Consider the following 19659-nt stretch of genomic DNA (forward strand, 5'->3'; position numbering starts at 1 on the left):
CGCCCGCATCGCCGATCTTGCGCGCCTATTTTCCGGCGGTCGCCTTCGCAAATGAATTGTCGACCGCGCTTGCGTATGTCACCGAGCCCGGCTTGATGTTGCCAATGTATTCCTGCAAGTCGAGCGCGTTACGGAACGCCTGTTCGGAAATCTCCGGCGTTTGTGCGTAGATTTTCTGGCCGATCAGGCGCTCGACCGCATTATCGACCACTGCTTTCGACAGCGTCGGGAACTCCGCCGCGGCCACTGCCTTCGCGGTTTCCGGCGATGACTGGATCAGCGCTTCCGCTTCGCCGAGCGCTTTGACAAATGCCGTAACCATTTGCGGCTTGTCCTTGATTGTCGACGCGAGCGTGTCGATCGTCGAGAACGCATAGCCGCCCGGATAAGCTTTCGGGAACCCGTAAACGATCTTGTAGCCCTGCGCGAGCCCTTCATCGACCTGCGGTTCGTAAAGCGCGGCGGCGTCCGCGCGCCCGGCGGTGACCGGCGACAGTTCGGTGCCGATCTGCACGGTATCGAGCTTCACGTCGTTGATCTTCTGTTCCTTGATCAGGCGTTGCAGAAGATAGGTACTGGTGGTCGGCGGCAGCGCGGTCGATACGTTCTTGCCGGCAAGGTCGGTCGGACTCTTCAGCGGCGAACTGCCCGGCGCGATCACCCAGACCGGCACGCCCGCGACCACGTTCGCGACGTTCACGAGCGACGCGCCTTTGAGATTCGCGAGGATCGCCGTCATCGGGTCCTGCAGCGAAAAGTCCGCATGGCCGCCGATCACCGCGGCGACGCCGGCCGCGCCGCCGCCAGCCGTCACTTTCTGCACGTCGAGACCGTGCTTCGCGAACAGGCCTTTGTCGATGCCCACATAAAGCGGCAGATACTGGATCGACTGGAACGCCTGATAGACCACCACTTTTTCAGGCGCCGCCGCATAGGCGCTTTGCAATCCGAGTCCCGTAGCGAGCGAGAGGGCGATCACGGCGAGCCGCTTCATCGTTTTGTTTTCCATGTGATGATCCTTTTTTCAGCGAATTGAACGATCCACGTGAGCAGCGTGGCCATCAACGTCAGCACGATGATGCCGAGCCAGACGGTATTGAGGTCGAACAGCGAACCTGCGACAAAGACTTCATGGCCGAGACCCGCCTGTGATGCGATGTATTCGCCGACCACCGCGCCGATCAGCGCGAAGCCGATGTTCACGCGCAGCGTCGAGAAGATCCACGGCAGCGCACCGGGCACGATCAGCTTGCGGAAAATCATCGATGGCTTCGCATTGAACGAGCGGAACAGGTTCAACAGGTCGCGGTCGACTTCGCGCGCCGCCGCGCATGACGAGATCATCGCGACGGCGAACGTCGAGATGCCGGCGAGCCACACCTTCGATGTCATGTCCGAGCCGAACCAGATCACGATCAGCGGCCCGAGCGCGATCTTCGGGATACTGTTGAGCAACACCGAGAAGCCTTCGGCGATGCCGGACACGCGCGGCACGAACCACAGCAGCAGGCCGAGACCGATGCCAAGGCCGCTGCCGACCACCAGCCCGACGACCGTTTCATACAGCGTGGTCAGCGTGTCGGGTATCAGCGTGCCTTGCGTCAGGCCGATCTGCGCGGTCTTGTAGATGCCTGCCGGCGAGCCGAACAGTTGGCCGTTGATCCATCCGCGCGCGGCGGCAACCTGCCACAGCGCGACCAGCGCGAGCATGATCGCGCTGACCGCGGCGGCGCCGGTCAGATCGCGTGACGCGCGGCGCTTCGCGCGCACGGGCGCCGGCGGGTTGGAAAGAATCGCATCGCTCATGCCGCTAGTCCTCGGTATGGGTCAGGGTTCGGGCTGCTGTTTTGACTGCTGCGCTCACGGCTACCGGGCTGGCCCGTGGGTCCGCGCAGTGCGCCCCAGATGCGCGCATGCCATGTGCGAAATTCGGGCGCTTCGCGAGCGGTGATCGCGTTACGCGCGCCGTCGACGGTCAGCTCGATGTCGAGCGCCTGTTCGATGCGCGCGGGCCGGCCGCCGAGAATGATCACGCGGTCGCTCATCGCGATCGCTTCCTCGATGTCGTGCGTGACGAGCACAACACTGGTGCCGCTCGTCTCGCGCAGTGCCATCACGTCGTCTTCGAGTGCAAGGCGCGTTTCGTAGTCGAGCGCCGAGAACGGCTCGTCGAGCAGCACCAGAGTCGGGTCGACCAGCAGCGTGCGCGTCAGTGCGACACGCTGACGCATGCCGCCCGACAACGCATGCGGATACGCATCGGCGACAGCGCCCAGGCCATAGCGCGCGAGCATGTGCCGCGCGCGTTCGAGATCGTGAGCGGTGACCTTGCGAAACAGTTCGATGCCGAGCACCGCGTTTTCGAGCACCGAACGCCACGGCAGCAGCAGGTCTTTCTGCAACATGTACGCGATACGGCCGGGCGATCCATCGGCGCGCGGACCAATCGCGATGCGGCCCGACTGAGGCGGCAAAAGCCCCGAGATCAGATTGAACAGCGTGCTTTTACCGGCGCCGCTGCGGCCGACGATCGATACGATCTCGCCGCTGCCGACGCTGAAATCGAGTCCGGCAAAAATCGGCACGGGCGAGCCGTCTTCGGCTTCGAAGGTGTGAGTCAGCTCCGTGACGTGCAGCCGCGCGGGCGATGCGGCCGCATCGCGCGCGACCGCGGGCGGGGAAGGGGCATGGGCGTTGATCGGCATCGTGATCGGCATCGAACGGGTTCATCGATTCCGCAAGCGCACATGCGCAGGCGGCCGCAGCAACGGCGTCTCCGCTATGTGGATGACGCGATGCACAATGCACAATGCACGGCTCAAAATAACCGGGCAAGCTGATCAAAAAAGAATGTGAAACGTGTCGCTCGCGCGAAGCGTGACGCGTGAAAGGCGAGAGAATTGTTCGTGAAGCGTGGTTGTAAAGCTTCACGATCAGGTGACGAATGAAACGCTCGCGCCCCGCTATCGGTAGCGTTGATCGAGCGCGCCGATTTCGCACAGGCCGACCGTATCGGTGAAATCGTCAAAGCTCGGCAGTTGGTCGAGACGCCCCGCCGGTGTGCCGTGCGCTTTCACATGCGCGAGATGCTCGCGCAGGGCGGACGCCATCGCGAGCACCGAGCCGATCGGGAATAGCACCAGCGCGAATTTCATCTTGCGGATGCGATCGATGTCGATCGCGGGCGTGCGGCCGCCTTCGAGCCAGTTCAACAGCAGCGTATGGCCATCGAGTTCATCGGCAATTTTTTCGAGTTCCTGTTCGGTGTCCGGTGCTTCGATCCACAGGATGTCCGCACCGGCCTGCGCATAACGCCTTGCACGTTCAATGGCTGCATCGACACCTTCGACCGCGAGCGCGTCGGTGCGCGCGATCAGCACGAAATCGGGATCGGTACGGGCGTCGACGGCCGCGCGCAGCTTGGCCACCATGTCCTCGACCGGAATCACGCTCTTGCCTGACATATGGCCACAGCGCTTCGGGCTGACCTGATCTTCGAGATGAATTGCGGCCACGCCGGCCTGCTCGTAATCGCGCACGGTGCGAATCACGTTCAAAGGATTGCCATAACCGGTATCCGCATCGGCGATCACCGGCAAGCCGACCGTTTGCACAATGCGGCGGGCGTTATCGATCATCTCGGATTCGCCGAGCAAACCGATGTCCGGTCTGCCGAGCAGCGATGCGGTGGTTGCGAAGCCACCCATGTAAACCGCATCGAAACCGGCCTGCTCGACGAGGCGCGCGGAAAGCGCATCGTGACTGCCTGGCGCAAGCAGCGGCCGGTTGTGATCGAGCAGTTCGCGCAGACGTCGACGTGGATTGCCCGGGTTGGAGAGGAAGGCTGGCATATGACACCTTGATGGATCGATACAGCACAATCGGGAAGCAACGGACATAACCAACGCAATACCTGAGCCCGGTCGCTTCGATGCGTCGAGTTTGGACAACACAGCCACGCGGCGATATCCCGATTGAGATGGTTTTGTGAGATTCGATTGGCGACAAATTGTTACGGCGCGCCCCGCCGCGTAGGCGCGATGTCGCATCGCCGGGGCGCGTGCCCGATCGGATGTCGTGCTTTCGCAAGGTAGATGAACGTGCGATGTCGGAGCGCACGCTGCTAAACTTCGTGTGTCCAGAATGTCTTGAATCCGACAAATGTTCCGTTAGCGGATGAAGGTTCGTTAGCCGTTTTCCTCTATCCCTTTTCCATTTCTCGCCATAAGCTTGTATCCGGTTATGAATAAGCCTTCACTGCTTGTGCTGATCCCGCTTAAAGACGACAGCTATGCGCATGTCGCAGCCCGTTTCGAGGTTGTTTATGCGCCTACGCCCGCTGAACGCATTGCGGCTATCGAATCGCACGGTGCCGCGATACGCGCGGTACTGACGAACGGCACGACAGGTCTCACGGCCGCGGAACTCGACCGTCTGCCGGAGGTGGAGTTCGTCAGCGCGCTCGGTGCGGGCTACGAGAACATTGCGATCGAACCTGCGCGCTCACGTGGCATCGTGCTGTGCAACGGCGCGGGCACCAACGACGATTGCGTGGCCGATCATGCGTTCGCGTTGCTGCTTGCCGCAGTGCGCGACATCGCTTACCGCGACCATGCGGCGCGCAACGGCGTGTGGCGCGACCAGTTGCCGATGTGCCCGACGGTATCGGGCAAGCGCCTGGGCGTGGTGGGCCTGGGTCATATCGGTATGAAGGTCGCGCGCCGTGCGGCGGGTTTCGATATCGAAACGGCCTATCACAACCGCAAGCCGCGCACCGATACCACGTTTCGCTATTTCGACAGCGTTGTCGAACTTGCGCGCTGGAGCGATTATCTGATCATCGCGACGCCCGGCGGTCAGGCCACGCATCATATGGTCGGACGCACGGTGCTCGAAGCGCTCGGGCCGCGCGGCTTTCTCGTCAACGTCGCGCGCGGCAGCGTGGTCGATACGGCGGCGCTTGCGGACGCGCTCGCAAACGGGACAATCGCAGGCGCGGGCCTTGACGTCTACGAAGGGGAACCCGAACCGCCGCAGGCACTGCTGCCTCTGCGTAATGTCGTGCTGACGCCGCATGTGGCCGGCACGTCGCCGGAGTCGATCGCGGCGTCCGTGAGCCACTTCATCGACAATGCAATGCGTCATTTCGCGGGCGAAGCGGTACTGACGCCGATCTGACGCGAACGGCTAATGGCGGGTGAACAAACGCGCGCCGCGTGCGGTGCAATCGGTACGGAAGGGGAATAAAGGGCTGAGCCTGGCTGTCATGAGGTTATGCCCTCCTTTTCCCGGAACCGATAATGAAACTGGCCGACCTCGCGACACGTGAGTATTTCGACAATCCGTACCCGCTCTATGAAAAACTTCGCGCTGAAGGGCGTGTTGTCCGCGTGGGTCCGACGGCGGTGATGTCCGGACACTACGAGGTTGTCGATTCGATATTGCACGATCGCCGCTTCGGCAAGCGTTACCTCGAAAGTATCCGCGTGCGGTATGGCGACGACGCGCCCCAGATGAAGCTGTTTCAAGGGTTCAGTCGCATGTTCCTCGTGTTGAACCCGCCCGTTCATACGCGCCTGCGCAGCCTGATGATGAAAGCATTCAATGCGCGGCAGGTCGAAGCCATGAAGGACGTCGCCCAGCGCGCCTGCCATGAACTGATCGATGCATTCGAGCACGAAGCAACGGCCGATATCACCAGGCAGTTTGCGTTTCATCTGCCGGTCAGCATCATTGGCCGGATGCTGGATATTCCTGTCGAAGAGGCGACGAGGCTGGGCGTCGGGGCGAGTGTGGTGGCGAAGACATTCGATCTCGCGCCGTTGAGCCCGGATGACCTGGTGCGAGCGACTGCCGCCTATGAGGAGTTGGAGCGCTATTTCATCGACGTGATCGATGCGCGTCGCGCGCGGCTGGGCGACGATCTGATATCGCGGTTGCTCACCGTCGAAGAAAACGGCGAGAAGCTGTCGCAAGACGAAATCGTGTCGAATGTGATTCTGCTGTTTGTTGCCGGACACGAAACGACATCGAACATGATCGGCAATTCACTGATCGCGCTGCATCGTCATCCGGAACAGCTCGCACTGCTCAAGCGCGATCCGGCGCGGATGCCCCAAGCCGTGCTCGAGTGCCTGCGCTACGACAGCTCGGTGCAGTCGACGGTACGTACGCTGCTGGAAGAGACGGAAATTGACGGCGTCGAGATGCCGAGTGGCACGGCAGTCTTCGTGATGATGGGTTCCGCGAATCGCGATCCCGCGAAATTCACGCATCCTGAGCGCCTCGATATTGATCGCGACGAAGGGCGGGTGCAGTCGTTCGGTGCGGGCATTCACCACTGCATCGGATACCGGCTCGCGCTGATCGAGCTCGAAACGGCGCTCCGCGTGCTATTCGAACGTTTGCCCGCTCTCGAACTGACGGAGCTCGACCGTCTGAGCTGGAATCAGCACGGCAATCTGCGCGGCGTGACTTCGCTGGTCGCGCGCTGGTAGACGACACTCGCAACGCAAGCCGGTTTGTCATTCGTCGTTCACCCAACTAGACTGAACGGACGACAAAACAACAGACGCCGGCCAATTGCGGCACGGCCTCAAGCAACACGGTTGCATGGGAGGCATCGTGACTCACTCTATCGCCGATGGCGCGCCGCGCGCGCTTGCACGCGCATGCCTGTGCAGCGCCGCGTGCGGATTGATTGCGGTCGTCGTGTGCGGCCCGGTCGCCGCGGAACCCGTGACGACCGGGCCGCTTAGCATTATTGGTTCCGCGGTCGTGCGCGGGCCCGTGACCGTGGACGGGCCGCTTAAAGTCGGAGGAAATCTCGCGGTGCATGGCCCGCTCACCGCGGAGCGCGTCGCGCAACTCGAGCCCGACGATGCCGACCGCCGCGCGGGCGACAACAACTATTACGGTCCGCTTACCGTGCACGGTCCGCTTGTCGTGCACGGCGATCTCGAAGTACGCGGTCCGCTGGTCGTCAAAGGGCCGGCTGGCGCCGTCGGCCGGATCGACGTCGATGGGCCGATTACCGAGCGACGTTGACCCCAGGCGCACCCTGGGCTGGTATCGACCGGTCTGGCAATCCGGGCTACGCGACTACGCGACGCGGTCATCGAGACCTGGCAGATCGAAAATCACCTGCGCACCCGGACCCGCATTGTTCAGCATCCAGATCGTGCCGCCATGGCTTTCGATAATCGTACGGCTGATCGATAGCCCCATGCCCATTCCGTTCGGCTTGGTCGTGAAAAATGGCGTGAACATCGTTTCGTTGTGGTTGTCGGGAAAGCCGGTGCCCGCGTCGCGCACGATCACGCGCACGCCGCCGCGGTCGTTCGGCAGGGTGCGCATCGTCAATTTACGTGCACGATCGACGATGCCGCTCATCGCCTGGCTCGCGTTGGTGACCAGGTTGATGATGACCTGCTGCATTTGCACGACATCGAGTTCGATGCGCGGCAATCCGACGTCCAGATCGAGTTCGAGCGTCACGTGATCACGCATCAATTGCGATTGCGCAAGCGGCAGCGCGTCGCGAATCACCGCGTTGATGCTGCCGGGCTTGCGTGCCGACACGTCCTTGCGCGCCAGCGCGCGCAACTGACGGATCACGTCGTTCGCCCGTCTCGCGTCGCGTCTGATCCGCTCGATCGCGAGCGTCACTTCCTGCAGATCGGGTGTGTCGCGCCGCAGCCAGCGCAGGCTCGCCGCGCCATTGGTCTCAATTGCGGTAAGCGGCTGACTCACTTCATGCGCGATCGATGCGGTCAGCTCGCCGAGTGTCGCGATCCGCGTCGCGTGCGCGAGTTCCGCGTGAGCTTCCTGAAGCCGTCGCGCCGATGCTCTCGCTTCGGTCACGTCGATCACCGTGCCTGCATATCGATACAGATTGCCTCGATGGATGACCGGATGCGCGAGCATGCGGATCTCCTTGATCGTGCCGTCGGGCATCAGCAGACGATGCTCGGTATCGACATCGTGCCGTTCCACCGCGATCTGATCGAATACGCGCGCGACGTTGCCGACGTCTTCATGATGCGTGCGCGCAAGGATCCGGTCGAGGCTTGGCTTTGCGCTCTCTTCGTAACCGTAGATCCGGTACATTTCCCTCGACCAGCAGAGTGCACCAGTGCGCGGATCGAATGCAAAGCTGCCGGTGCGGGTCAAGCGCTGAGCGTCGTCCAGACAGTCCTGGCTTAGACCCAATTTATCTTCGGCGCGCTTGCGGTCTTCGATGTCGAGCAGTGCGCCGTACCAGCGGATCACACTGCCGGATACGTCACACAGCGGATTGGCGACGGACACGCTCCAGCGATAGCCGCGCGCCTTGCTGCCCATCCTGCACTCGCATGCCCCTTCGGCGCGGCTGTCGATCAGCTTTCGCCATGCGAGCAACGCCCCGTTCAAGTCGTCCGGGTGAATCGCCGACTGCCATCCACTGCCACGTGCTTCGTCAAGCGTGAGTCCGGTGTGGTTCATCCAGCGGTCGTTGACGAAATCCAGGTAGCCGTCCGCGCGAGCGCTCCATACCATCATCGGCGCCCGGGTCCACGGTGAATCCCGATCGGGACTCGGTGCGTCGCTCGCATCACGCGCCTCGTCGCCATTGCACGTCTTGATCGCGGCTGCGCAAAACGATACCGATCCGTCGCGCGGCTCGGGGTTGGTGCTGATGCTGATCAGGAAGGCTTGGTAGCGCTCACCCGAATTGCGCACACGCACGGCCATCTGGAACTCGTGCGTTTCGCCGTGGGCCGGCGTTAGCGCGTCGAGCACGCGGCGTAAATCGTCCGGGTGTAACGCGCTGTGCCAGCCCGAGCCGATCAGGTCGCAACGCTCACGGCCGGTAAAACGGGACCACGACGGATTGACGTAATCGGCGCGGCCGTCGGGTCCGCCGCTCCACACGAGTGCGGGTACGGCGTCGAGGATAGGGATAGGAGGATGTTCTTCGAATGCCATCTGCAGTGATGCCAATTGCTATGTAGCTGCCTGGTGACTACCCAATTCCAGACGGGCCTTCTGTTTGGGTGAGCGCGCAATCAACGCGCCCACGCGTGCTGCGTGGCGATAAGCCCTATGCGGAGGCGCCGCCGACCAGCGCCGGCAACTCGTCGAGGCCGGCAATCACGTGGTCGGGACGCTGTCCGAGTTCGTCGAATGTGTTGCTGGTACGGTTGACCCAGCACACCGTGAAGCCGAAATGGTGCGCGCCGGACGCGTCCCATGCATTCGAAGAAACGAATAACAGGTCATCACGCGCGATGCCCATCCGTTTTTCAGCAAGCTCATACGCGGCGTTGTGCGGCTTGAACACCTGCACGTCGTCGACGCTCAACAGGTAGTCGAATTGCGGCTCCAGACCCGAATGATTCACGACGCTGCGGATCGAGTGTCGTGATCCATTCGACAGAATCGCGAGCGGCAGGCCTTGGGCGCGAAGCTTCGCGAGCGCGGCGGGCACCTCCGGATACGGTTTGATCTGCAGATACTCGTTGCATAGCGCTTCGTGCGTGCCCGAGGTGAGGTTCAGCTTCAACTGCTTGCCGATGAAGCCAAGCGCGTCGTCGGTGACCTGCTCGAACGGTGCATAGCTTCCCATCAGGCTGCGCAGCCACGTGTATTCGAGCTGTTTTTGCCGCCATAGCATGCTGATTTCGAGGCCGCGGCCGGGATAGAACTGACTGCACAAACTCGCGACCGAGTGCACGTCGTACAGCGTGCCGTATAGATCGAAAACAACGCCTTTAATCGGATTCATGGATTTGACCGGAAAAGTTCTGACGTGACGATGGATTTGGGAACCGATGTAGCAAGGTACGCGCCAAGCTGCATGAAGTGAGTCGCCGCGTTGCGGCAAGCCACGGCGGTACGGATAAATAGCGTACCGCATAGCGTCTTCGAACCGCTGGTGCATCGCCGCGAGTCAGATTTGAATGGGGTAAGCGGCGCCTGCGCACGCCGATCGGTGGGCCGTTGTATTCTGCCGACTGGAAAAAGACGACCGCGGAGACGACTTTTTCATGGATGCCATCGGATTGCGAGCACTGCTTGATGGTTTACCGGTTGGCATTGCCTGGTTTGCGCAGTCGCAGCTCATCTGGCGCAACGCGTTTGTGCGCGAATGCATCGATGCGCACGACCCGCAGGCGCTGCAGGCCCTGGTTGCGGAAATCGCGCAACGCCGCGGGGGAGACGAAGCTGCCACGCACGCCGTGGGGCCCGCCAACGAAAGCTTCCGCGCGAACGGCCGCGAATTTCACGTCGGCGTGCATCGGACCCGCGAGCATACGCTCGTATTGATGTTGCCTGCAGGCGAGCATGCAGCGTTTTTTCCTTCGATCAGGCGGCTGCGGCAGGCGGCACTCGACTTCGAAGAAATCTTCCGGCATTCGTACGACGGCATCTTTGTCACCGACGGCAACGGAAAGACATTGATGGTCAACCCGGGATGCGAACGGATATTTGGCCTGAAGGCATCCGAACTGATCGGCCGGGATGTCGTCGAGTTCGAAAAGAAAGGCTGGATCCGGCCGGTCATCGCCGCACAGGTCGCGCGCACCGGCCAACGGATTTCAACCACACAGGAGACGCACACCGGCAAGACGATCTTTACGACCGGTATTCCGCTCTTTGATGAGCGCGGCAGCGTGCGTAAGGTCATCATCAATTCGCGCGACACGACCGAGCTGCTCCAGTTGCAGGATGCGCTCGCCCGGGCGCGCGCGGACTTGCGGCGCGTCGATCAGGAAATCGAAGTGCTGCGGCTGCAGAACCTTCAGGTCGACGGCATTGTGCTGCGCAGTGAAGCGATGCGGCGCATCGCGACGCTGGCGGCACGCGTCGCGAAAGTGGATGCGACAGTGTTGATCACTGGCCAGTCGGGTGTTGGCAAGGACGTGATCGCGCAACTGATCCACAAGGAAAGCGCGCGTGCGCAAGGTCCGCTGATCAAGATCAATTGTGGCGCGCTGCCGCGCGAACTGCTCGAGTCTGAGCTGTTCGGATATGAGCCGGGCGCGTTCACCGGTGCGCAGCGCCAGGGCAAGACTGGGCTGATCGAGATTGCGTCGCGCGGAACGCTATTTCTCGACGAAATCGGCGACATGCCGCTCGACCTGCAGGTCAAGCTGCTGCAAGTGCTGCAGGATCGGGTCATTGTGCGGCTGGGCGGCACGAGTACGATTCCGGTCGATGTGCGCGTGATCGCGGCAACCAACCGCGACCTGAGAGCGATGGTCGCCGATCGCACGTTTCGCGACGATCTGTTCTACCGGCTCAACGTCGTACCGATTGAAATTGCGCCGCTCACCGAGCGCAGGGACGACATTGCGCCGCTCGCGCTGCATTTCGTCAACGAGTTCAACCGGAAATACGGCGTGTCCCGCACGATGTCGGAACAGGCGATGGCGCTGCTTATCGCTTGCGACTGGCCGGGCAACGTGCGGGAGTTGCGCAATGTGATCGAGCGGGTGATCGTCACCTGCGATTGCGATGTGATCGCCCCGGAATTTCTCGATTGCATGCTGCCGCCCGAGGTGGCGGAAAACCAGCCGGGCACATTTCGCGAGCAGGTCGAGCGTTTCGAGCGCCGTCTCGTCGAGGACGCGATGCGCGAGTACGGCAGCACACGCGATGTCGCGAAGGCGCTCGGGTTGAGCCAGTCCAGCGTGGTGCGCAAGCTGCGGTTAAAAGGCTGATGTAGCGGGGTGGCTGGATGGGCTCGTGCGCGTTGCCGCAGGCGGCTGACACCGTATCGAGGCTCAGACCGGCGGCGCGCGGCGTGCGAAAAAGAGCGCGGCGCCAAGCGCCATCAACAGACCGCCGAAGAAACGGTTCTGGATGCGTCGCGCTCGCTCGCTGCGCAGGATGCGCCGGAACGCACTCGCGCCATACGCATAGCCATGCATGATGATCGTATCGACGATGCTCATCGTGAGCGCCATGACGACCAGTTGGGGCACGAGCGGCGCATGGGCGTTGATAAATTGCGGCAGTACAGCCACCATGATCACGATGCCTTTCGGGTTGGTCGCGTTGGTTAGCAGTCCGGTCATGAATCGCTTTCTCCACGATGCGGGCGGCGCGGCCAGTGTGCCCGTTTCGGCGGGGCCGTGCTTCGAGCGCCATTGCGCAAGACCCAGATAGATCAGATACGCCGCGCCGCAAAACTTGACCGCGACAAAAGCCCACATCGACGCCGTCAGCAGGGAGCCGACACCCGCACCGGCCACGATCAAAATAAATGCGAGACCCAACTCCTGGCCGATGATCGTCGCGGTCGCTTTTCGGCCGCCATACGACAGGCCATGACTCATCGCGAGTACCGCGCCGGGCCCAGGCGACAGCGCGATCGCGCAGCACGTCAGTGCGTAGGTAATCCAGATATGAAGTTCCAAAGGCTGATTCCAGATTCCAGATGAGCAAACGAAGCACTTCGCCGCGGAACCGGCATGGCGGTTCTCGGCAATCTCCGGGCGAGTCTACAACATGAAAAAGAAACGATTGCACCGTGCGTGGAATCGTCTGTCCTGATGGGGTCTCTGTTTCGTTTGGCTGACTATTTTTTCGCGTCGCGAGTGGCGTCACGTGCTGCTTGTGGCCGCGTCCGGTGGTCAGATCAATGTTGGCCGGCGAGATAAACACCGTGGAATAAATGTCCGGATCAGACGTTCATCTTGTCGTATGGCTATGCGTTGGCATTGCTTACTATTCATTCATGAAATCGCGCGGCAGTGCGGACGCGCGGCTCGACGTTTGAACCCAAAACTGAACCTTGAAGGGCCTGATACATGGTGAATCCCGAAGCGGTTGAATCGAATTTTCAGTACGTGTCGATGTGGAAGGTGCTATCCGGCGACCGGCCGGGCGTGGACCTTGCCGACCGCCCCGGCATATCGGTGTGCTGGGCCGATAGTCCGTTTCCGTTCTGGAACGCGCTGTTTCTTTCCGAGCGAATCGGAAATGCGGACGAACTGGCGACGCGACTGCGCGAAGGCGCGGACTACATGCGCGCGAAGCGGCATGCGGGGCTTGTCTACGTATGCGAAGATTTTCTGAGCCCGACGGTGCGCAGCCATATCGATGCGCTTGCGAAGGACGCTGGCCTCGATTACGCGATTGATGTATTCGGCATGGTGGGCGACGTGCGTCGCGAGTCACCGATGCCCCGGACGCCGCTCGAATTCGTCCGCGTGACCGACGAGGACGCGTTGCAGGTGTACGGCGAAATTAACGCGCAAGGGTATGGTTTCCCGCTGGAGGCGGGCCGTGGCGCGCTAAGCGGGTCGACGTTCTGGAAAGCGACCGCGTATAGCTTTATCGGCTACGAAGGCGGACAGCCGGTGTCGACCGCGGCGGCAATCGTCAACGAAGGGCAGATTTACCTTGCGCTGGTCGCGACACGGCCGCATGCGCAACGGAAAGGGTACGGCCTCGCTACCGTGCGGCATGCGCTGCAGGCGGCCTACGAAGCAACCGGTTTGACGCGCACCACGCTGCATGCGACCCAGGCCGGGTTTCCGGTTTACCAGCGCGTTGGATATCACCGCACGACGCTGTTCATGACGTACAAACTCGCTGGCTGACGCATTCTGTCATGCGTGGCCCGAATCGGTGCGATTCGGCTGCGCTATGAGGGGCACAGCACTATGCATCCGCGCGGGATGTGATCAGACTATCGCGATCGCCTCCCAGGAGATGCGTGATGACACGCTTTGAACAACGGCGACGATTGCTTCGCACCGCGCTTCTTTCGCCGATTTCCGCGCCGCTTTTTGCACCGCTTTTTGCACCGTTGGCTGCACGCGGCAAGTCACCTCACGGCACTCAACCGCCGCCGATTCCCGCCGCGCAAATCGACGATGCGATCGCCCAGCTCGATCCCCTCGTGACCGCCCAGATGACGCGCACGGGCGTGCCGGGGCTGGCCGTCGCCGTGGTGCGCGATGCGCGGACCGTGTACGAAAAAGGCTTCGGCACGCGGCAGGTGGGCTCCGGTCAGCCGGTCGATGCGGATACGGTGTTCCAGCTGGCATCGTTGTCGAAACCGATCGGTGCGAGCGTCGTCGCGCGACAGGTCGGGCTCGGCAGCGTGACCTGGGACACGACAGTGCGCGCGCATTTGCCGTGGTTCACGCTGTCCGATCCCGACGTGAGCAACGAGGTCACGATTGCCGACCTGTACGCACACCGCTCCGGTCTGCCTGACCATGCGGGCGATCGGCTCGAAGACCTGGGCTATGGCCAGACCGAGATCCTGCAAAGACTGCGCTATCTGCCGCTGCACCCGTTTCGCAACGTGTACTTCTATACGAATTTCGGGCTGACCGCGGCGGCGGAATCGGTTGCCGCCGCAGCCGGCACCGACTGGGCGTCGCTATCCGAGCAGGCCATTTACCGTCCGCTCGGGATGAGCCGCACGAGTTCGCGCTATGCGGATTTCGCGTCACGCGCGAACCGCGCGGCCGGTCATGTGAAGACCGGCGACCGGTGGGTGCTCGGGCCCGGCACCAGGCCGGATGCGCAAGCGCCCGCGGGTGGCGTCAGCGCGTCGGTCAACGACATGGCCAAATGGCTCGCGATGATGCTGGGGCTTGGCATGTTCAACGGCCGGCGTATTGTCGACGCGGCTGCGCTGAATGCCGCGATATCCGCACAGATGCAGACTTCGCCGCCGGGCAATGGGCGGCCCGCCGGGCACTACGGCTATGGGTTTAACGTCGGCACGACCGCCGCCGGACGCGCAAGCTACAGCCACTCGGGCGCATTCGCCCTCGGCGCGGCGACCAACTTTGTCGCGGTGCCGTCGACCGGCGTCGCGATCGTCGTGCTGACCAACGGCTATCCGATCGGCGTGCCGGAGACGATCACCGCGCAATTTTTCGACCTCGTCCAGTTCGGCTCGATCCAGCGCGACTGGGCGGCGCTCTATGCAGCGGCGCTCTTGCCGATGCTGAAGCCGGAAGGGTCGCTGGTCGGCGCGCGGCCGCCCGCGGCGCCATTGCCTGCGCGTGCGCTGTCGACGTACATCGGCACTTACCACAATGACTACTACGGGCCGTTGCAGGTGAGTGAACAGAACGGCGCGCTTGCGCTTGCGATCGGGCCGGTGCCGACTATCCTGCCGCTTACTCATTGGGATGGCGATGTGTTCACGTTCTCGCTGGTCAACGAGAACGCCGCGCCGGGCACGATTTCGAAGGCGAGCTTCCTCAGCGATCGTGTGACGCTCGAGTACTACGACGAAGCGGGGTTGGGCACGTTCGTGCGGTAAGCCTGCGCGCGCGTATCGTCCCGGGCTCACGCTTTCAGTCGTTGTCATATCATGGCGGTTCTACGCCGCTACGCGTCCATCCGCGCATCGCCGCACGTGCATGATGAAAGCCACGCGCAACCGGGACTGGTAGCGCAGCGGCAAAACAGCCGCAAGCGCAAACGCGGCAGGCGACCCAGGAGATGATCGATATGACCGAACCAGCAAACCCGCTGTTGCAGGACTGGCAGACCCGTTACCAGCTGCCGCCGTTCGCGCAGATCCGCGCCGAACACTTCGCACCGGCATTCGCGGTACTGTTCGATCGGCATCTCGCGGAGATCGATGCGCTGGCAACCCATCCGCAGGCACCCACCTTCGACAATACGGTAGCCGCGTTCGATGCCGCCGGCGCCGACCTCGACCGTGTGCGGTTGACCTTCGAGAATCTTTGCGCGTCCGAAGCGCCACCCGAACTGCAGGCAGTGGAACGCGAGATGGCGCCGCGTCTCGCGGCGCACGATAGCAAGGTCGCGATGCACGCCGGCTTTTTCGCGAGACTCGATGCAGTGGCCCGGCAGGCGCCAACGTTGCCGCTGAGCGAAGAACAGCAGCGGCTGCTTGCGCGAATCCATACCGATTTCGTGCGCACCGGCGCCGCGCTGCAGGGCGTCGCGCGTGAGCGGTTCACGGCGATCGCCGTACAGCTTGCGAATCTGCAGACGCAGTTTGCGCAAAACGTTCTCGCCGACGAGTCCGCATACCAGTTACGGTTGATGTCCGACGCGGATCTTGCCGGGCTGCCGGAGTTCCTGCGCGCGGCCGCGCGCGGCGCCGCGCGCGAACGCGACGTCGACGGCTACGTGATCACGCTCGCCCGCTCGCTCGTGCAACCGTTCCTGACCTTTTCGGCGCGCCGCGACCTGCGCGAAACGGCGTGGCGGGCGTGGACCACGCGCGGCGAAACGGCAGGACGTGACAACCGGCCGATTGCACGCGAAATTCTCGCGCTGCGCGCCGAGCAGGCGCGCCTGCTCGGCTACGAGAGTTTCGCGGACTACGCGCTGTCCGATCGGATGGCGGGCCATGCGCGCGCCGTCTACGCGTTGCTCGACCAGGTCTGGGAACCGGCGAAAGCGAGCGTCGCGCGCGAACGCGCGGCGCTGGTCGAGCAGGCCACCGCGCTGGGCGAGCCGACCGATATCGAACCGTGGGACTGGTATTACCTCGCGGAAAAGGTGCGCATCGCCCGCTACGCGCTCGACGACGCGGAGATCAAGCCGTATTTCAGTCTCGATGCGATGGTCAATGCAATGTTCGATTGCGCTGAGCGCCTGTTCGGCGTGCAGTTCATCGAACAGACCGGCATTGCGCTGTATCACCCGGACGTCCGTATCTGGGAAGTTCAGCGCGGTGGCGCACCGGTGGGCGTATTCCTCGCCGACAATTACGCGCGGCCGAACAAGCAGGGCGGCGCGTGGATGCATATTTACCGCAGGCAGACGCGCAATGGCCGCGGCAGTGACCGTCGCATCGACAACCACACCGACGGGGATTCACGGCCGATTGTCGTGAACAACAACAACTTCGCGCGCAACAGCGACGGCCCGACGCTGCTCAGCTTCGACGACGTGCGCACGCTGTTTCACGAGTTCGGGCACGGGCTGCACGGCCTGCTGTCGGACGTCACCTATGGGCGCCTGTCCGGTACCCATGTGCCGCAAGACTATGTCGAATTGCCTTCGCAACTGATGGAGAACTGGGCGACCGTGGCCGAGGTGCTCTCGAAGCACGCGCGCCACGTGGATACCGGCGCGCCGATACCGGCTGCGCTGATCGAGCGCATCCGCGCGTCGCAGACGTTCAATCAGGGGTTCGAAACAGTGTCGTATGCGTCGTCCGCGCTGATCGATATGGCATTGCATCTGCAGAAGGAGGCCGACAGTATCGATATCGCGCGCTTCGAAGCGCAGCAACGCGAGCGTCTGGGCGTGCCGCGCGAAGTCGGGATGCGTCACCGTCTGCCGCACTTTTCGCATATTTTCAGCGGTGCTCACTATGCGGCCGGTTACTACGTCTACATGTGGGCCGAAGTGCTCGAGGCCGAAGCGTTCGAAGCGTTCGAAGAAGCCGGCGACCCGTTCGATCCGGCGCTAGCGGACAAGCTCAAACGATATGTGTACAGTGCGGGCGACAGCCGCGACGAGCGCGCCGCATTCCGCGAATTTCGCGGGCGCGATCCGCAGGCGGCGCCGATGCTGCGCAAGCGCGGCTTGCTGGCCGCCTGACATCGGCGGCCTGTTTAGCGACTGTTTGCGGTTTCAGATGTTGTGTCCGATTCAAACCAAGGAAGAGCCATGCCACGCTTTGCCGCCAATCTGACCATGATGTTCCCCGAAGTGCCGTTCCTCGATCGCTTCGCGGCCGCCGCGAAAGCGGGCTTCAAGGCCGTCGAGTTCCAGTTTCCGTATGCCTTCGATGTGCACGAAATCAAACGGCGCATCGACGAAAACCATCTGACGCCGCTGCTGCACAATCTGCCGGCGGGCGACTGGAACGCCGGCGAACGTGGACTGGCGTGTCTGCCGGCACGCGCCGACGAGTTTCGCGCAGGCGTGGCGAAGGCGATCGAGTATGCGCGCACGCTGGGTGTCGAGCGTCTGAATTGCCTTGCCGGTATCGCGCCTGTGAACGAAGACCCGGACCGGGTCTGGCGCACGCTGACCGGCAATCTGCGCTATGCCGCCGACGAAACCGCGAAGGCCGGTATTCGCCTGATGGTCGAAGCGTGCAATCGCTATGACATTCCGGGTTTCATGCTGAACACGTCCGCGGTTACGATTCGCGCGCTCGACGACGCAGGCAAGAGCAATCTCTGGCTGCAATACGACATCTACCATATGCAGCGCAGTGAAGGCGAACTGGCCGCGACCATCGAACGGCTGCTGCCGCGGATCGGGCACATTCAGGTCGCCGACAACCCGGGCCGGCATCAGCCGGGTACCGGCGAGATCAACTTTCCGTTCCTGTTCCGCACGCTCGACCGCCTCGGCTACGACGGCTGGGTGGCCGGTGAGTACAACCCGGAAGGGGCGACGGAAAGCGGCCTCGACTGGTGCCGGTGATATCGGTCGCCGCGCGATAGCCTGAGCCCGGCGAACGCGCGACGCGGTCAATCCGCTGAGGCCGCGGGTGTGTCGAGTGGAATCACGCGCCGCGCCGATGAACCGCCGCAGCGGCGCAGCAGTTCGCGCAATTCGTTGATCACCGGAAAAACCTCATGGTTCCAGTCGCCGCCCTGTGCATCGTGTGCTTCCTGTTCACGCTCGACGGCCCAGCGATCTTCCTTGAAGATGCGTTCGGTGAACCAGATCAGTAGCGGCCATACGATATCGAGCAGCACGCGCGTGCGTGGCCGCCTGATCGACACAAGGCCGTACGCGCGCGTACGGCGCTGTTCGCGATCGAGCGGCACGTAAACCGCCCACAGATCGAGCATGAGCGTCGCATCCGGATTGCGGATCTGCAGCGTTTGATACGGGTAACTCGTGCGGATCGTCATCACATCTTCGTTGGTCTCGGTGGGTTCGGTCGCCGCGCCGAGCACCACGGCCTCGCCGAGTGGCCGGCGGCCGGTCTCGCGCGCAAGTTTGTAGTCGACTTCGACCCAGTCGTCGCCATGACGCCGGCCGATTGTATGGGCCGTCATCTGTCCCATCACACGCCGATGCAGGAACTGATGGTTCATGTCCATCAGGTTTTCATGCATGAACGAGTAGTGACAGGCGACTTCGCGCGCGTAGCGGCGCGTCTTGTACGCGTCGCTCGCGACTGAGCCGAGCGATGGCAACGGGGTCGATTCGGCCAGTGCCGGATTGCCTGGAAAGACGAACACCAGGCCATCGAGCTCACGGCATGGATACGCACGCACGCCGTTGGGCAGGCGTTCGCGGCCGAGATAGGGAATGTTCACGCACTGGCCCGAGCAGTCATAGGTCCAGCCGTGGTAACAGCAGCGGATCGTTTCGCCGTCCACCACACCATCGTGCAGTGGGATCTGCCGGTGCGCGCAACGGTCTTCAAGCGCGAACACGGTGCCGGATGCGGCGCGCACCAGCACGACCGGCTCGCCCGCAAAGCGCACCCCGTGCGCGCAGCCGCGTTTCACTTCGCGAGACAACGCGAGCGGATACCAATGATCCGGATGAATCGGCACGCGACGTAAATCGCGCACAGGGGCTTCGCTCACAGCGCGGACCACGCTGCATTCGGATGAACCAGACTCTTGCATGGTGATCACCTCGACTTGCGACGTCTACCGATTATGTCCACATGTCGGCGAGTCGTGCAACGAACGGGGGAGCCCTATGCGTGCTATTGCCGCCGGCATAAGCGGCGAG

At 62.7% G+C, this 19659-nt stretch carries 16 protein-coding genes; 8 read left to right on the forward strand and 8 right to left on the reverse strand.

Annotation, left to right across the window (positions count from 1 at the left end):
• Positions 1-25: 25 nt before the first annotated feature.
• The 4 genes from HV796_RS07820 to HV796_RS07835 all read right to left on the reverse strand — a co-directional run bounded on the left by HV796_RS07820 (position 26) and on the right by HV796_RS07835 (position 3851).
• On the reverse strand, positions 26-1009 hold the full coding sequence (locus HV796_RS07820; RefSeq protein WP_175225897.1) for an ABC transporter substrate-binding protein: 984 nt from the start codon (positions 1007-1009) through the stop codon (positions 26-28).
• The gene (locus HV796_RS07825; protein ID WP_175225898.1) at positions 991-1806 is read right to left on the reverse strand and encodes an ABC transporter permease; all 816 of its coding nucleotides are present in this window, start codon (positions 1804-1806) and stop codon (positions 991-993) included. The genes HV796_RS07820 and HV796_RS07825 overlap by 19 nt, the downstream gene beginning before the upstream one ends.
• Positions 1803-2717 (reverse strand): ABC transporter ATP-binding protein, encoded by a 915-nt coding sequence (locus HV796_RS07830; protein ID WP_246355745.1) that lies wholly within the window; start codon positions 2715-2717, stop codon positions 1803-1805. The genes HV796_RS07825 and HV796_RS07830 overlap by 4 nt, the downstream gene beginning before the upstream one ends.
• Before the next feature lie 246 nt (positions 2718-2963).
• A complete protein-coding gene (locus HV796_RS07835; protein WP_175225899.1) occupies positions 2964-3851 on the reverse strand; it encodes an isocitrate lyase/PEP mutase family protein in 888 nt (295 codons plus the stop codon).
• Positions 3852-4242: 391 nt separating this feature from the next.
• Between HV796_RS07835 and HV796_RS07840 the strand changes: the two genes are divergently transcribed.
• The 3 genes from HV796_RS07840 to HV796_RS07850 all read left to right on the forward strand — a co-directional run bounded on the left by HV796_RS07840 (position 4243) and on the right by HV796_RS07850 (position 7047).
• Complete coding sequence (locus HV796_RS07840; protein WP_175225900.1) at positions 4243-5178, forward strand: 2-hydroxyacid dehydrogenase; 936 nt, start codon at positions 4243-4245, stop codon at positions 5176-5178.
• Between the two features lie 122 nt (positions 5179-5300).
• Positions 5301-6497 carry a cytochrome P450 gene (locus tag HV796_RS07845; protein WP_175225901.1) on the forward strand — a complete coding sequence of 399 codons (1197 nt, stop codon included), beginning with the start codon at positions 5301-5303 and terminating at the stop codon, positions 6495-6497.
• A gap of 127 nt (positions 6498-6624) precedes the next feature.
• Positions 6625-7047: a hypothetical protein gene (locus HV796_RS07850; protein WP_246355746.1), complete on the forward strand. Its 423-nt coding sequence runs from the start codon at positions 6625-6627 to the stop codon at positions 7045-7047.
• Between the two features lie 54 nt (positions 7048-7101).
• On the opposite strand, the gene HV796_RS07855 is transcribed toward HV796_RS07850, so the two are convergent.
• Entirely contained in the window at positions 7102-8967 is a 1866-nt protein-coding gene (locus tag HV796_RS07855; RefSeq protein WP_175225902.1) for a PAS domain-containing sensor histidine kinase, read from the reverse strand.
• Between the two features lie 115 nt (positions 8968-9082).
• Positions 9083-9766: a haloacid dehalogenase type II gene (locus tag HV796_RS07860; protein ID WP_175225903.1), complete on the reverse strand. Its 684-nt coding sequence runs from the start codon at positions 9764-9766 to the stop codon at positions 9083-9085.
• Positions 9767-10028: 262 nt separating this feature from the next.
• Here HV796_RS07860 and HV796_RS45380 point away from each other — a divergent pair, with 262 nt between their 5' ends.
• Positions 10029-11705 carry a sigma-54 interaction domain-containing protein gene (locus tag HV796_RS45380; RefSeq protein WP_175225904.1) on the forward strand — a complete coding sequence of 559 codons (1677 nt, stop codon included), beginning with the start codon at positions 10029-10031 and terminating at the stop codon, positions 11703-11705.
• A 63-nt stretch (positions 11706-11768) separates the two neighbouring features.
• Here the strand turns inward: HV796_RS45380 and HV796_RS07870 are convergent, their stop codons facing one another.
• Positions 11769-12404, reverse strand: a complete 636-nt coding sequence (locus HV796_RS07870) for a LysE family transporter (RefSeq protein WP_175225905.1) — start codon at positions 12402-12404, stop codon at positions 11769-11771.
• A 393-nt stretch (positions 12405-12797) separates the two neighbouring features.
• Between HV796_RS07870 and HV796_RS07875 the strand changes: the two genes are divergently transcribed.
• The 4 genes from HV796_RS07875 to hyi all read left to right on the forward strand — a co-directional run bounded on the left by HV796_RS07875 (position 12798) and on the right by hyi (position 18384).
• Complete coding sequence (locus HV796_RS07875; protein ID WP_175225906.1) at positions 12798-13592, forward strand: GNAT family N-acetyltransferase; 795 nt, start codon at positions 12798-12800, stop codon at positions 13590-13592.
• 119 nt (positions 13593-13711) lie between these two features.
• Positions 13712-15280 (forward strand): serine hydrolase, encoded by a 1569-nt coding sequence (locus tag HV796_RS07880; protein ID WP_175225907.1) that lies wholly within the window; start codon positions 13712-13714, stop codon positions 15278-15280.
• A gap of 191 nt (positions 15281-15471) precedes the next feature.
• Positions 15472-17547, forward strand: a complete 2076-nt coding sequence (locus HV796_RS07885; RefSeq protein ID WP_175225908.1) for a M3 family metallopeptidase — start codon at positions 15472-15474, stop codon at positions 17545-17547.
• 69 nt (positions 17548-17616) lie between these two features.
• Positions 17617-18384 carry a hydroxypyruvate isomerase gene (gene hyi / locus HV796_RS07890; RefSeq protein WP_175225909.1) on the forward strand — a complete coding sequence of 256 codons (768 nt, stop codon included), beginning with the start codon at positions 17617-17619 and terminating at the stop codon, positions 18382-18384.
• 47 nt (positions 18385-18431) lie between these two features.
• Here hyi and HV796_RS07895 read toward each other — a convergent pair whose 3' ends face one another.
• Positions 18432-19550 carry an aromatic ring-hydroxylating oxygenase subunit alpha gene (locus HV796_RS07895; protein WP_175225910.1) on the reverse strand — a complete coding sequence of 373 codons (1119 nt, stop codon included), beginning with the start codon at positions 19548-19550 and terminating at the stop codon, positions 18432-18434.
• Between the last annotated feature and the right edge of the window lie 109 nt (positions 19551-19659).

This window comes from Paraburkholderia humisilvae (assembly GCF_902859855.1).
GTDB lineage: Bacteria > Pseudomonadota > Gammaproteobacteria > Burkholderiales > Burkholderiaceae > Paraburkholderia > Paraburkholderia humisilvae.

What these genes read in the sequence shown, in the direction of transcription:
- HV796_RS07820 (WP_175225897.1), bottom strand. Translation starts at nt 1,009, where the DNA reads ATGGAAAACAAAACGATGAAGCGGCTCGCCGTGATCGCCCTCTCGCTC.
- HV796_RS07825 (WP_175225898.1), bottom strand. Translation starts at nt 1,806, where the DNA reads ATGAGCGATGCGATTCTTTCCAACCCGCCGGCGCCCGTGCGCGCGAAG.
- HV796_RS07830 (WP_246355745.1), bottom strand. Translation starts at nt 2,717, where the DNA reads ATGCCGATCACGATGCCGATCAACGCCCATGCCCCTTCCCCGCCCGCG.
- HV796_RS07835 (WP_175225899.1), bottom strand. Translation starts at nt 3,851, where the DNA reads ATGCCAGCCTTCCTCTCCAACCCGGGCAATCCACGTCGACGTCTGCGC.
- HV796_RS07840 (WP_175225900.1), top strand. Translation starts at nt 4,243, where the DNA reads ATGAATAAGCCTTCACTGCTTGTGCTGATCCCGCTTAAAGACGACAGC.
- HV796_RS07845 (WP_175225901.1), top strand. Translation starts at nt 5,301, where the DNA reads ATGAAACTGGCCGACCTCGCGACACGTGAGTATTTCGACAATCCGTAC.
- HV796_RS07855 (WP_175225902.1), bottom strand. Translation starts at nt 8,967, where the DNA reads ATGGCATTCGAAGAACATCCTCCTATCCCTATCCTCGACGCCGTACCC.
- HV796_RS07860 (WP_175225903.1), bottom strand. Translation starts at nt 9,766, where the DNA reads ATGAATCCGATTAAAGGCGTTGTTTTCGATCTATACGGCACGCTGTAC.
- HV796_RS45380 (WP_175225904.1), top strand. Translation starts at nt 10,029, where the DNA reads ATGGATGCCATCGGATTGCGAGCACTGCTTGATGGTTTACCGGTTGGC.
- HV796_RS07875 (WP_175225906.1), top strand. Translation starts at nt 12,798, where the DNA reads ATGGTGAATCCCGAAGCGGTTGAATCGAATTTTCAGTACGTGTCGATG.
- HV796_RS07880 (WP_175225907.1), top strand. Translation starts at nt 13,712, where the DNA reads ATGACACGCTTTGAACAACGGCGACGATTGCTTCGCACCGCGCTTCTT.
- HV796_RS07885 (WP_175225908.1), top strand. Translation starts at nt 15,472, where the DNA reads ATGACCGAACCAGCAAACCCGCTGTTGCAGGACTGGCAGACCCGTTAC.
- hyi (WP_175225909.1), top strand. Translation starts at nt 17,617, where the DNA reads ATGCCACGCTTTGCCGCCAATCTGACCATGATGTTCCCCGAAGTGCCG.
- HV796_RS07895 (WP_175225910.1), bottom strand. Translation starts at nt 19,550, where the DNA reads ATGCAAGAGTCTGGTTCATCCGAATGCAGCGTGGTCCGCGCTGTGAGC.